The sequence below is a fragment of the Gordonia araii NBRC 100433 genome (genome assembly GCF_000241265.1).
Taxonomy (GTDB): Bacteria; Actinomycetota; Actinomycetes; order Mycobacteriales; family Mycobacteriaceae; genus Gordonia; species Gordonia araii.
This window is the reverse complement of the sequence record NZ_BAEE01000056.1, coordinates 176,263-188,427: the sequence shown is the minus strand read 5'-3', so window position 1 is coordinate 188,427 and position 12,165 is coordinate 176,263. Positions and strand designations below refer to the sequence as shown.

12 protein-coding genes are annotated in these 12,165 nt (G+C 69.4%); 6 read left to right on the top strand and 6 right to left on the bottom strand.

Annotation, left to right across the window (positions count from 1 at the left end):
* Positions 1-3 precede the first annotated feature (3 nt).
* Positions 4-729 carry a DUF4190 domain-containing protein gene (locus GOARA_RS19005; RefSeq protein ID WP_007322511.1) on the bottom strand — a complete coding sequence of 242 codons (726 nt, stop codon included), beginning with the start codon at positions 727-729 and terminating at the stop codon, positions 4-6.
* A 109-nt stretch (positions 730-838) separates the two neighbouring features.
* Between GOARA_RS19005 and GOARA_RS11325 the strand changes: the two genes are divergently transcribed.
* Together GOARA_RS11325 and GOARA_RS11320 are read left to right on the top strand one after the other, a co-directional pair.
* Complete coding sequence (locus GOARA_RS11325) at positions 839-1,786, top strand: AEC family transporter (protein WP_040522775.1); 948 nt, start codon at positions 839-841, stop codon at positions 1,784-1,786.
* Between the two features lie 158 nt (positions 1,787-1,944).
* Entirely contained in the window at positions 1,945-2,325 is a 381-nt protein-coding gene (locus GOARA_RS11320; protein ID WP_007322509.1) for a CD225/dispanin family protein, read from the top strand.
* A gap of 96 nt (positions 2,326-2,421) precedes the next feature.
* Here GOARA_RS11320 and GOARA_RS11315 read toward each other — a convergent pair whose 3' ends face one another.
* Entirely contained in the window at positions 2,422-4,425 is a 2,004-nt protein-coding gene (locus tag GOARA_RS11315) for a vWA domain-containing protein (RefSeq protein ID WP_007322508.1), read from the bottom strand.
* Positions 4,426-4,434: 9 nt separating this feature from the next.
* Complete coding sequence (locus GOARA_RS11310) at positions 4,435-5,898, bottom strand: sigma 54-interacting transcriptional regulator (protein ID WP_007322507.1); 1,464 nt, start codon at positions 5,896-5,898, stop codon at positions 4,435-4,437.
* Positions 5,899-5,991: 93 nt separating this feature from the next.
* On the opposite strand from GOARA_RS11310, the gene GOARA_RS11305 reads away from it, so the two are divergent.
* From GOARA_RS11305 to GOARA_RS19000, 4 genes are read left to right on the top strand one after another with little or no spacing between them, the layout of a single operon-like run.
* Positions 5,992-6,372, top strand: coding sequence for a GntR family transcriptional regulator (locus GOARA_RS11305; protein ID WP_007322506.1), 381 nt, complete (start codon positions 5,992-5,994; stop codon positions 6,370-6,372).
* Complete coding sequence (locus GOARA_RS11300) at positions 6,369-7,310, top strand: ABC transporter ATP-binding protein (RefSeq protein ID WP_007322505.1); 942 nt, start codon at positions 6,369-6,371, stop codon at positions 7,308-7,310. Before GOARA_RS11305 ends, GOARA_RS11300 begins: the two co-directional genes overlap by 4 nt.
* A complete protein-coding gene (locus GOARA_RS11295; protein ID WP_007322504.1) occupies positions 7,307-8,008 on the top strand; it encodes a hypothetical protein in 702 nt (233 codons plus the stop codon). The genes GOARA_RS11300 and GOARA_RS11295 overlap by 4 nt, the downstream gene beginning before the upstream one ends.
* Before the next feature lie 47 nt (positions 8,009-8,055).
* The gene (locus GOARA_RS19000; RefSeq protein ID WP_007322503.1) at positions 8,056-8,394 is read left to right on the top strand and encodes a hypothetical protein; all 339 of its coding nucleotides are present in this window, start codon (positions 8,056-8,058) and stop codon (positions 8,392-8,394) included.
* A 38-nt stretch (positions 8,395-8,432) separates the two neighbouring features.
* Here GOARA_RS19000 and purH read toward each other — a convergent pair whose 3' ends face one another.
* Genes purH through GOARA_RS11280 form a run of 3 tightly spaced genes read right to left on the bottom strand, consistent with a single transcriptional unit; the run spans position 8,433 to position 12,017 of the window.
* Positions 8,433-9,992 carry a bifunctional phosphoribosylaminoimidazolecarboxamide formyltransferase/IMP cyclohydrolase gene (gene purH / locus GOARA_RS11290; protein WP_007322502.1) on the bottom strand — a complete coding sequence of 520 codons (1,560 nt, stop codon included), beginning with the start codon at positions 9,990-9,992 and terminating at the stop codon, positions 8,433-8,435.
* Positions 9,989-10,591, bottom strand: a complete 603-nt coding sequence (gene purN, locus GOARA_RS11285) for a phosphoribosylglycinamide formyltransferase (RefSeq protein WP_007322501.1) — start codon at positions 10,589-10,591, stop codon at positions 9,989-9,991. The genes purH and purN overlap by 4 nt, the downstream gene beginning before the upstream one ends.
* A gap of 34 nt (positions 10,592-10,625) precedes the next feature.
* Entirely contained in the window at positions 10,626-12,017 is a 1,392-nt protein-coding gene (locus tag GOARA_RS11280; RefSeq protein WP_007322500.1) for a cell division protein PerM, read from the bottom strand.
* Positions 12,018-12,165 lie beyond the last annotated feature (148 nt).

Below are 12,165 nucleotides of genomic sequence, written 5' to 3'. Positions count from 1 at the left end.
CTCCTAGGACGCCATCGCGCTGACCAGCATGATGATCAATCCGACGATCGGCACCAACAGCTGCAGCGCTCCCAAGACGATGCCGCCGATGGCCATGTTCTTACTGGTGGAATCGGGCGTCGGGTCGTCACGAATCTGCTTGAGCGCGACGAGCCCGAGCACCAGCGCGGTGATACCGCTGACGAGGCCGGTGAAGAAGAGGCAGAACGTCGTGACGATGCCGGCGAGTCCGACGACCAGCGCGGCGATGGCCAGTCCGTTCGTCGACGACGTTTTCGGCGGATAACCGTAGCCGGGCGTGCCGTAGGCCGCCCCGTATGCCGACGCATAGGGGTTGGGCGCATAAGGGCTCGGAGCGGGCGCCGGATATCCGGGCTGGGCCTGGTATCCCGCCTGAGGCTGGCCGTATCCCGGAGGGGGCGCCCCGTAGACCGGCGGGACCGGCTCGGTGTAGGCCGACGGCGCATATCCCGGTTGGGCATACGCCTGCGGGTTGCCCTGCTGGTCCTGTCCCGGCTGCGCGTAGTTCTCCTGCGGCCCGGCGGCCTGATCGGCGCCGCTCGGCGGCGCCTGGCCTTCCGGGTATCCCTGCGCCGGATAGCTGACGTGGTCGGCGTAGTAGACCGCCTCGGTCTGGGCCGATGCCGCCGAGTCCTTGTTCAGGTTGACCTGGCCCTCAGAGCCGTCAGTGCCCGACGGCTGCTGGTCGGGCGTATCCGGTGTCGTCACACAAGTCCCTCACGTCAAAGTTCGTCCTCAAGGGAGAAGTTACCGCAAAACCGGCGATGACCTCGTAGCGGTGTCGTCAGACCGAATGCCCAAGACTAGGCTGACGGCGGTGTCTGGCGTCATCGCGGGTTTCACCGTCATCTTCCTCGTCGTCGGTATCGGGTTCCTCCTCGGCCGCGCCGGGACGCTTGGTACCACGGCCACCGAGGTGTTGTCGCGACTCGTCTTCTTCGTCTGCACGCCCGCCCTGTTGTTCCATTCGCTGGTCACCGCCAACCTGCGCGACGTCTTCTCGCCCACCCTGGTCATCGCAGGTGGGACGGCGCTGACGATCGGGCTCGCCTACACCGTGATCGCCCGGCTGTGGCTGCACCGCTCGGTGCCGGAACTGGTGATCGGGGCGCTGAGCTCCTCCTACGTCAACAGCGTCAACCTCGGCGTACCGATCGCCATGTACGTGCTCGACGACCGTTCCTTCATCGCCCCCCTGCTGCTCTTCCAGATCCTGGTCTACTCGCCGATCGCGCTGGTCGCCCTGGACCTGTCGACCTCCGATCTGTCGTCCGGGGGTGGCCGGCGCGTGTGGCGCGACGCCATCGTGACGCCGTTGACCAACCCGATTCTGATCGGCGGTGCCGCCGGACTACTGGTGTCCGGCCTGGGCTGGAGCCTGCCGTCGGCCATCCTCGATCCGTTCCGGATGCTCGGCGACGCTTCTGTGCCGCTGGCTCTGCTGGTCTTCGGCCTGTCCCTCGCGGCCGGTCGCGGCAGCCGCGACGCGAATGCTCCGGACCGGCACCGCGACCTCGCGCTGGCGGCAGCGATGAAGATGGCGGCCATGCCCGCATTGGCCTACGCCGTCGCGCGATGGGGTTTCGGGTTCTCCGGCCACCAGTTGTTCGCCCAGGTCGTCATCGCCGCGCTGCCCACCGCGCAGAACGTTCTCGTGTACGCGGTGCGCTATCGACGCGGACGCGAACTCGCCCGTGACTCGGCGCTCGTGACCACTCTGGCGTCGATTCCCGTCATCGCCGTCGTCGCGATCGTGCTCGGTTGAGCCCGGCGGCCGACCCGTCTGTTCGACCGATCTCCGCGCGCGAAACCCGACACGCTCGGGTACGCTTCCGACCGTTGCGCTCCGCAAGGGGGGCGTGATGGAAACCACCACGTCGCGCGTGAGCATCAAGTGCGGTTTCGAATCGAACTAGGAGAGACATGACTAACCCGTACGATCCGCAGAACAACCCCGGCGCCCAGGGCCAGCCGAACCCGGGCCAGCCGGTCCCCGGACAGCCGGTGCCGGGACAGCCGTACGGTCACCCCGGTGGCCTCGGACCCGAGCCGGACAACAACCTGGTGTGGGCCATCCTGTCCACCGTTCTGTGCTGCCTGCCGCTCGGCATCGTCGCCATCATCAAGTCGACCTCGGTGTCCAAGCTGTGGGCGCAGGGCGACGTCGCGGGAGCTCAGAAGGCCGCCGACGACGCGAAGAAGTTCGCCATCTGGGGCGCGGTCGCTGCCGCCGTCGTCCTCGTGCTGTACATCATCTTCATCGTCGTCGTCGGCATCGGTGCCAGCGCGACGAGCGGCTACTGATCACCTGATTCGACAGGTCTGATTCGACAGGCCGGTTCTACTGGGCCCCGCGGGTCCGGCGGAACCGGCCTTCGTCGTTCTTGCGAGACCGCGCGCTCAGTGGCCTCGGCGGCTGCGCAGGTAATCGCCGACCACCGCGGCGCCCAATCCGTCGACGTCGGGTGCGACGACCCGCCCGCCGATGCGGCGCGCGACGCGGTCGATGAACATCGCGAGGCCGGGGTCCTCGCCGAGCCGGAAGATCGTGACCTGCGCACCCATGCGGGACAGATGGTCGAGTTCGGCCACGGTCACGCCGATCGTCTGCGGGTGCGGCGGATAGAAGAAGAACGCCTCGCCCGACGGTTCGAGATGGGCCGTCGGCTCCCCGTCGGTGACGATCAGGACGACCGGCGTGGCATGGGGGAAGCGGCGCAGATGGCGCTGGGCCAGCAGCAACGCGTGATGCAGATTGGTTCCCTGTTCCATCCTCGGCGACAGTGCGGCCAACTCGGCGACGTCGATCGTGCGCGCCTCCCGGCCGAAGGCGATCAGCTGGAGTTCATCGGTGCGGAATCGCGTGGAGATGAGGTGGTTGAGCGCGATGGCGGTCCGTTTCATCGGCGTCCACCGGCCCTCCATCTCCATCGAGAAGGACGTATCGACCAGCAGCACAACGGCCGCCTGGGTCCGCGCCTCGGTCTCGGTGATCTCGACGTCGCCGATGTCGAGGCGCACCGGGCCGCCCTGTTCGAAGGTGCCGGTTCCGGCCTGGCGCACCACCGCGTTGGTGATCGTGCGGGAGACGTCCCACGGTTCGGTGTCACCGAAGGCCCACTCCCGGGTCGCGCCGGTCGGTTCGCCGAGCCGGCCCGTCAGTCGCGTCGAACGCTCCCCGCGCCCGGTCAGCCGCTCCGCGACATCGGCCAGCACCGACTGGCCGAGCTGCCGCATCGCTTTGGGGCTCAGCCGCAACTCGCCGTCAACGCCCCGCTCGAAGTAGCCCTGGTCGCGCAACGCTTGCTCGAGGCGCTGCAGTGTCCGAGCGTCGACGGCGGCCTCCGGACCGAGTTGACGGGTCAGCGCCTCGAGATCGATGTCGGCGAGATCGGCACCGGAATACTGCTGACTCAACGCCTCGCCGAGTTCGTCGAGTTCGGCCAGGTCGGCCATCGCCGCGGCCGCTTCGCCCATCCCCATCGGCTGCTCGCCGGAGAACCCTTGCGCCCCATCCCAATCCAGGTCCGGGCGGGCCATCCGCAGCTGGTCGTCGACCCCGGCGAGCGCTTTCATCAGATCGGGCGACCCGAAGGCCTGGGCGGAGAGCTGGTCGAGTTCGGCCCGCTGCTCGGGCGACAGCGAGTTGTAGAACTGCTGCGCGGCGGCCGAACGCCTGGCGAGGGATTCGACGAGTTCTTCGGTGTTGCGCGGATTCTCCGGGAAGAACTGGCCATGGCGGGCCATGAACTCGTCGAAGGCCTCGGTCGTGTCCTCGCCGCGATTGTGCTTGGCCAACAGATCGTGCAGGTCCGACAGCATGTCGGTGATGGCCTGGCGATCGTTCTCGTCCGCCCCTTCCAGGGCTTCCTTCATGCCGGCGAATCGCTGTTCGAGCAGCTCGCGCCCCAGCAGATCGCGGATCTTCTCGTAGTCCTCGCGCGCCGATGGGCTGCGCCACTGATAGTCGGCGAGTTCGGTGACCGCCGCCGCGGTGGACGCGGGCAGGTTGCCGATCCGCATCTCGGCGAATCGGGCGTCGTCGTCGAGGTCGCGGGCCAGTTGCTTGCGCTCTTCGAGCACGGCCCGGTCGAGCAGTTCCCGGATCTCGGCGAAGGTGCCGTCCAGGTTGTGCTTGCGCAGCAGGTCGTTGCGCCGGCGGTTGATGCGCTCGCGCAGCTCGTCGAGTCCGCGCATCCCGGGGGTGCCTCGGCGCATCAACTCGCGCAGCGCCCGGCGCGGCGAGGTACCCGCCATGACGTCGGCGCCGATCTCGTCGAGCGCCTCGCGCAGGTCGAGCGGCGGCGCCAGCGGATCGGGCCCGCCGCGATACCGGTCGTAGCGGGCGCGATGGAAGTGCCGCCGGCCGCGTGCCGGGTCGGAGTCGTAGGTGCCCTCAGCCATGGCTATCGCCTATCCGTAGACGGTTTGACCCTCGTCGTCGGCTTCCTTGCCGATGCGGCGCGCTAGGAACAGCCCCTCCAGCGCCAGCTCGACCGCGGCGGCCCGCTCGCCGTCGGTGTCGGCGTCGAACCGGGCGGCGATGGCCTCGACGGTCTTGCCGACGGGCTCGTCCGCCGGCAGCGAGCCCAGCAGGTCAGCGGCGGAGACGCGGTCGCCGGTGACCACCGGGTGCCCGCTTTCCAGTGCGGCGACAAGAGGTGCGAGGTCGATGCCGCCGAGGTGTTCGCGCACGGTATCGGCCACGGACTTGCGCAGCAGGTGCGCGAGGATCTCGAGCTCACGACCCTCCTCCCCCGATTCGAACTCGATCTTGCCGCGCAACACCTCGATCACCGACTCCAGGTCGACCACGCGCGCCACCGGCGCTTCGTCGACGGCCCCGGATTCGGCCCCTTCGCCACCGCTCCCGGCGCCGAGCACGGCGCTGCGGTGCAGTGCGGCAGCGGCCACCGTCTCGGCGCCAGCGATGGCGAATCGCGCCGACACCCCGGAGCGCTGGTCGATCGCCGGGCTCTCCCGGGCGTAGCGCGTGAAGCGGGCGAGGATCTCCAGCAGGTACTCCGGCACCGTCGCCAGCAGGTCGGCTTCCTGTTCGATGACCCCGACCTCGTCGGACAGGTCAAGCGGATAGTGGGTACGGATCTCGGCGCCGAACCTGTCCTTGAGCGGGGTGATGATCCGCCCTCGGTTGGTGTAGTCCTCGGGGTTGGCGCTCGCCAGCACCAGAACGTCGAGCGGCAGCCGCAGCGAATAGCCGCGGACCTGGATGTCGCGCTCCTCCATCACGTTGAGCATGGCGACCTGGATGCGCTCGGCGAGGTCGGGCAGCTCGTTGATGGCGACGATGCCGCGGTGCGCGCGCGGGATCAGGCCGAAATGAATCGTCTCCGGGTCACCCAGACTGCGTCCTTCCGCGACCTTCATCGGATCGATGTCGCCCACCAGGTCGGCCACTGAGGTGTCCGGCGTCGCCAGCTTCTCGCTGTAGCGCTCGGTACGGTGCCGCCAGGCGATCGGCAGCTCGTCGCCGAGTTCGGCGGCGCGGCGCACCGAGGCGGGCGTGATCGGCTCGTACGGGTGTTCGCCCAGTTCAGAGCCGGCGATCACCGGCGTCCACTCGTCGAGAAGTCCCGCGATGGTGCGCAGAATCCGGGTCTTGCCCTGACCTCGCTCGCCGAGGAGCACGACGTCGTGACCGGCGAGCAGCGAGCGCTCGAGTTGCGGTATCACCGTCGATTCCAGGCCGACGATGCCCGGCCACGGGTCGACGCCTTTCCGCAGCGCGGTGAGCAGGTTGTGCCGGATCTCGTCGCGGATGCTGCGCGCGACGTGATCGCTGGCGCGGAGCTCGCCGAGGGTCGCGGCGGTCGGAGGGGTGGTCTTTTCGCTATCGATGGGGGTCGCAGATGCCACGGTTCCACGCTACGCCACCGGGCCGGTTGACAAGCCGGACTCATCGGTGCCATGGTTAGTTAGTCAGGTAAGCAACCAGGAAACCGAGGGACCATGGACGACGGACGGGCACTGTTCCAGCAGATCGCCGACAGCGTCGCCGACTCGATCGTCGACGGGACCCTCGCCGAGGAGACCCGAGCGCCGTCGACCAACGAGCTGGCGGCCTTCCACCGGATCAACCCGGCGACGGCGGCCAAGGGCGTGAACCTGCTGGTCGACAAAGGCGTGCTGTACAAGCGGCGCGGCATCGGCATGTTCGTCGCCACCGGTGCGCGCGACCTGCTGCTGCGCGAGCGCCAGGATGCGTTCGCGCGGCGCTACGTCGATCCGCTCCTCGCCGAAGCGCGCCGCCTGCGCCTGACACCCGACGACGTGATCGCCCTGATCAACGACCGAGCCCCCGACCCGACACCCGAAGGAGTCGACGCATGACCGCACCGACCTCCCCCACCGCCACCGACCTCGTCGTCGAGGCGCGCGGCCTGACCAAGCGGTACGGCGACACCGTCGCCCTCGACGCGGTGGACTTCGCCATCCCGGCCAACACGATCTGCGGATTGTTCGGCCGCAACGGCGCAGGCAAGACGACGATCATGTCGATCCTCACCGCGCAGAACTTCGCCACCTCCGGCGAGATCCGCGTCTTCGGCGAGGATCCGTACGAGAATGCCCGGGTCCTGCAGCGGATCTGCTTCGTCCGCGAGAGCCAGCGCTACCCCGACGACGCCAAGCCGGGCCACGCCTTCGCCACCGCCAAGCTGTTCTTCCCGAACTGGGACGACGACTTCGCCCAGCGCCTCGTCGACGATTTCCGCCTACCGATGGACTGCCGCATCAAGAAGCTGTCCCGCGGCCAGCTCTCGGCCGTCGGAGTGATCATCGGTCTCGCCTCGCGCGCCGAGGTCACCTTTTTCGACGAGCCGTACCTGGGGCTCGACGCGGTGGCCAGGCATACCTTCTACGACCGTCTGCTCGCCGACTACGCCGAGCACCCGCGCGCCATCGTCATCTCCAGCCACCTGATCGACGAGATCGGCGATCTGATCGAGCGGGTGCTGGTGGTCGACGAGGGACGGATCGTCCTCGACGAGGACGCCGACGACCTGCGCGGCCGCGCGGTGACCGTCGTCGGCTCCGAACGAGTCGTCGACGACTTCATCGCCGGGCGCGAAGAACTGCACCGCGAACGCCTGGGCGAGACCGCCGCGGCGACCGTGCTCGGCGGTCTCACCGACGAGGAGCACCGGACCCTCGACAGTCTCGGCCTCGTCACCGCGCCGGTCTCGCTGCAAGAACTGATCGTCCGCCTCACCCAGCACACCAACGGCCGGGAGTCCCGGCCCACCGCCACGACGGGAGCACACCGATGAACCGCACCGCCAACGTCATCCGCATGCAACTGGTCAACCGGCAGACCTTCGTCTGGTTGCCCGCCACCATTCTGGGCGCGGCATTCGCCATCACCCTGGCCATCTACGGGGTCGTCGTCTACACCGCGGGCTCCGCCGACGAGCCGATGTACAGCGGCGGCACCCAGGCACCCCTCTGGTACTTCGGGGTCGTCGGCGTGCAGGCACTGACGCTCACCTTCCCGTTCTCCCAGGCGATGAGCGTCACCCGGCGCGAGTTCTTCCTCGGCACGCTGCTGACCGCTGCCGCCAGCGCGGGCGTGCTGGCGCTCGTCTACCTGGTCGGCGGGATCCTTGAACAGGCCACCGACGGCTGGGGTTTCGGCGGCTATTTCTTCTACCTGCCGTGGGTGTGGGAGCAGGGCCCGATCGTCGCCGCGCTCACCTTCTTCAGCGCAGCGGCCCTGGCCTTCCTCGTCGGCTTCGGCAGCGCCACCGTGTACAAGCGATTCGGCATGTTCGGCGTGATCCTGGTCGGCGTCGTCCTCGCCGCCGCGCTCATCGGGACCGCGTTCGCCGTCTCCGCCGTCGACGGCTGGCCCGCGATCGGCCGCGCGCTGGCCGCGGCACAGCCGCTCACCGTGGCCGGGATCTGCCTCGCCGTGAGCGCGGCGGTGGCCGGCCTCAGCTACGCGGCGCTGCGCCGGGCGATCCCATGACTCACCGCGACTTCCGGTGGCGCTGGACGTCGAGGTAATCTCCCCCGGTGCCCACCTCACGCACCGCAGACCGTCCCTACGCCATCCCGCCCGACGCGGCGTTCGCCATTGCCGCGGAGGCGTTGCGCACCCTGTTCGGCTCGGTATCCCGGATAGGGCCGACAACGCTGGAGGCGCGCAGCAGCCTCGGTTGGGCCAGCTGGGGTGAGATCATCACCGTGGACGTACAGGCTGCAGACGGCGGTTCGCTGGCAAGAGTGCACAGCAGATCTGCCTTGCCCACCCAGTTCCTCGACTGGGGCAAGCACGCTAAGAACTTGAGCCAGGTCTTCTCCGCCATCGACGCCGGGGTCGGCTCGGCGTCCGGTCCGCCGTTCCCCTCCTGAGCCGCCGACGACTCACCCCGTGGAACGCGGTTGCCTCGTCAGTGCGCGAAGTGGCGCGAACCGGTGAGGTAGAGCGTCACCCCGGCCTGCTCGGCGGCGGCGATGACCTCCTCATCGCGGATGGAGCCGCCCGGCTGGACGACGGCCCGCACACGCGCGTCGATCAGCACCTGCAACCCGTCTGCGAACGGAAAGAAGGCGTCCGACGCGCCTACCGAACCGGCAGCACGGGCTCCGGCCCGGTTGACGGCCAGGTGTGCGGAATCCACCCGGTTCACCTGGCCCATGCCGACACCGACCGAGGCGCCATCGGTGGCCAGCAGGATGGCGTTGCTCTTCACGGCCCGGCACGCGCGCCACGCGAACTCCAGGTCGGCGAGCGTCCGCTCGTCGGCCGCGGGACCGGCGACCAGCCGCCAGTTCGCCGGGTCGTCGCCCTCGGCGTCGAGCACGTCGCGCTCCTGCAGGAGTGTTCCGCCGGAGATCGGCCGCAGCTCGATACCGGTGTCAGCGGGCGGGGTCGCGATGAGGATGCGCAGGTTCTTCTTCTTGGCCAGCACGTCGACGGCGCCGTCGGCGTAGGACGGGGCGATGATGACCTCGGTGAAGATGTCGGCGACCTGCTCGGCCATCTCGACGCTGACTTCGCGGTTGGCGGCGATGACGCCGCCGTAGGCGCTCACCGGGTCGCACTCGTGTGCCTTCCGATGGGCCTCCGCGATGTCGGCGCCCACGGCGATCCCGCACGGATTGGCGTGTTTGATGATCGCCACGGCGGGTGCGTCGAAGTCGTGGGCGGCGCGCCACGCTGCGTCGCCGTCGGTGTAGTTGTTGAACGACATCTCTTTGCCGTGCAGTTGCCGTGCTTGCGCGAGCCCGGGTGCGCCGGCCGTGTTCGCGTACAGCGCCGCAGCCTGGTGCGGATTCTCGCCGTAGCGCAGCACCGCCGACCGGTTCCACGTCGCGCCGGCCCAGACCGGGAACGACGATTCGGGCTCGGGGGCGACGACGCTGGTCATCCACGATGCGACGGCGACGTCGTAGTCGGCGGTGTGGCGGAACGCCTTGGCGGCCAGCGCCTGACGCTGGGCGAGGGTGAACCCGCCGCCGGCCGCCGCGACGCCGACGTCGCCGTAGTCGGCCGGATCGACGACGACTGCCACGGACGGGTGGTTCTTGGCCGCCGCACGCACCATCGACGGTCCGCCGATGTCAATCTGCTCGATGCACTCGTCGGGCGAGGCGCCGGAGGCGACCGTCTGGGTGAACGGGTAGAGGTTGACCACCACGAGTTCGAACGGCGCGATGTCCAGTTCCCCGAGCTGGCGCACGTGGTCGTCCTTGCGGGTATCGGCCAGGATGCCGGCGTGCACCCGCGGGTGCAGGGTCTTCACCCTGCCCTCCAGGCATTCCGGGAAGCCGGTCAGCTCGGAGACCTCGACGACCGGGACACCGGCTGCGGCGATCGTCTTCGCGGTCGACCCGGTCGACACGAGTTCAACGCCCGCCTCGTGCAGCGTCGTCGCCAGCTCGGCCAGCCCGGTCTTGTCGTAGACGCTGACCAGGGCGCGTTTCAGTGGGCGTTTGGTGTCGGTCACGGGATCTGGGCCTTTCGTCCGTCGATGACCACCCCGCGGGTGGTGAGGGCTGTGACGATGTCGGTGAGCAGTCTGCGCTCGACCGTCTTGATGCGCTCGTGCAGGGTCGCCTCGGTGTCGTCGGGTTCCACGGCCACCGGGGCCTGAGCGAGGATCGGACCGGTGTCCACACCGGAATCGACGAGGTGCACGGTGGTGCCGGTGACCTTCACGCCGTGCTCGAGTGCGTCGGCGACGCCGTGCGCACCGGGGAAGGCGGGCAGCAGCGCAGGGTGAGAATTGACGACCCGCCCGGCGAAACGCTCCAGGAAGGCCGGGCCCAGGATCTTCATGAATCCGGCGGTTACGATCCACTGCGGCGCGAACGCGGCGGTCTGCTCGGTCAGCGCGCGGTCCCACGCGGCGCGGTCGCCATAGTCCCCGAGGCGGCAGGTGATCACGGCGATCCCCCGGTCCGCGGCCAACTCGGCGGCCGCACAATCCCGGTCGACGCCGACGGCGACGATGTCGAACGCCGCATCGTCTTGTGCGGCGGCGTCGATCAGCGCGGACAACAGGGATCCGGCACCCGAAGCCAGGACGACGACGGGCACGCTCATCTGATCGCCTCTGCCGTCATCACGAGCAGGAAGTCTAGTCCGGGGTGAGATCGTCGAAGAACATCAGGTCCTCGAGGTCGTCGACGACCGGTGCGTCGCCGTCGGGCCGGAAGAACGTCGGCGTCGGTTCCGCGGGTTCGGCATCGTCGTCCACCGGGTCCGCGGCCAGCTCGGCATCGCCGCCGCCCGCCGCGGGCGCGACCGTTGCGGCGGCAGCGGCGCGACGTTGGGCCTTCGTCTCGTCTCGCGCGCCGTGCAGGAGTGCGATGATCGCGCCGACGACCACGAACAGACCGAACGCGAAAACGCCGACGACGGGCGGATCGCCACCCGCGCGCCCGAGTTCGCCCACCGTCCCGGTAGCGGCCAGCGTCGCGAGCAGCAGCACGGCGGCGGCCGTCGCGGCGCAGATCGCCACCCGCCGCAGGTTCCGGATCGGATCGTAGTGACGCATCCGCAGACCGGCCCAGACCGCGATCCCCAGCGGGACGACGAGCGCGATCGACCACAGGAATCGGATGGGGGGCGGTCCCGGAACGATCGCCAGGATCGGCAGTGCGGGCACAGTACCCGGTTGCGGATTGAACAGGTCGACCAGCGACCCGCCCATCTGCACCGTCGTGCCCAGCAGCACGCCGACGGCGTCGATGACGACGTTCGGCAGGTACAGCAAGGACAGGACGACGAGGCCGAGGTGGCCGTCGATACCGTTGCCGCCCGCGACGACCGTCGCCACCGACGGCCAGTTGACCACCAGCAGTGCGCATACCGCGATCGCCGCCGCGCCCACCAGCAGCAACGAGGCGAGCCAGCCGGTCTTCACTCCGGCCACCACGTCGTCGAACCGCTCGCCGGTCAGCCCGGCGTCCTCGCACCAGTCGCGCCAGTCGCGGCGCGCAATGCCGGCGGTCGTCGCGCCGCCGTAGAGCAAAGCCGTCGCCGCGAAGGCCCAGAGCGCGTTGGGCGGGTTCACCGGCAACACGGAGCTGCCGTCGAGGACCAGGGCCAGCGCCAGGGCGGTGATCAGCAACGGGCCGCCGATCGCGGCACCGACCAGCGCCCCGAGATCGGCGGGCGTCGTACGCAAACGGGCCGACGGGCCGGTGTAGGCGAAGACCGCGACGGCCAGCCCGATCGTCGGAAGCAGCGGCAACGACGAGATGGTGACGCCGCCGATGCTCAGCGGCACCTGGTGCAGGGAGAGCCACGCAGAACCGAGCGCGGTGCCGAACGCCCCGAAGCCGCTGCCCGACGACACCAGCGTCACCCCGACGATGAGCGCGAGCAGCGCCAATGTCGCCAGGGGCACCGCGAAGGCGACAATGACCAACTCGCGCGCCGTGCCCGCGCTGGTGAGCGCGCGCTCGCGCTGCGCCTGGCGCACATGCCTCAGGCGCTCGGCCAGCGATCCCGTCTGTCCTGCCATCGCTTCTCAGCGTCGCAGTCACCGCGGCGCACTCCCAGCAGGCGCGCCGGACGAGGCCGAAATCACGCCCTCGGTATCCCGGGAACCCTGGAACTCCGCGGCCCCCGGAGACAATGGAACCCCGACCGCACGGCCGGGGTTCCATTGT

Coding starts and splice junctions, on each gene's coding strand:
- GOARA_RS11320 (WP_007322509.1), top strand. CDS start 1,945: ATGACTAACCCGTACGATCCGCAGAACAACCCCGGCGCCCAGGGCCAG.
- GOARA_RS11315 (WP_007322508.1), bottom strand. CDS start 4,425: ATGGCTGAGGGCACCTACGACTCCGACCCGGCACGCGGCCGGCGGCAC.
- GOARA_RS11305 (WP_007322506.1), top strand. CDS start 5,992: ATGGACGACGGACGGGCACTGTTCCAGCAGATCGCCGACAGCGTCGCC.
- GOARA_RS11300 (WP_007322505.1), top strand. CDS start 6,369: ATGACCGCACCGACCTCCCCCACCGCCACCGACCTCGTCGTCGAGGCG.
- GOARA_RS11295 (WP_007322504.1), top strand. CDS start 7,307: ATGAACCGCACCGCCAACGTCATCCGCATGCAACTGGTCAACCGGCAG.
- purN (WP_007322501.1), bottom strand. CDS start 10,591: ATGAGCGTGCCCGTCGTCGTCCTGGCTTCGGGTGCCGGATCCCTGTTG.
- GOARA_RS11280 (WP_007322500.1), bottom strand. CDS start 12,017: ATGGCAGGACAGACGGGATCGCTGGCCGAGCGCCTGAGGCATGTGCGC.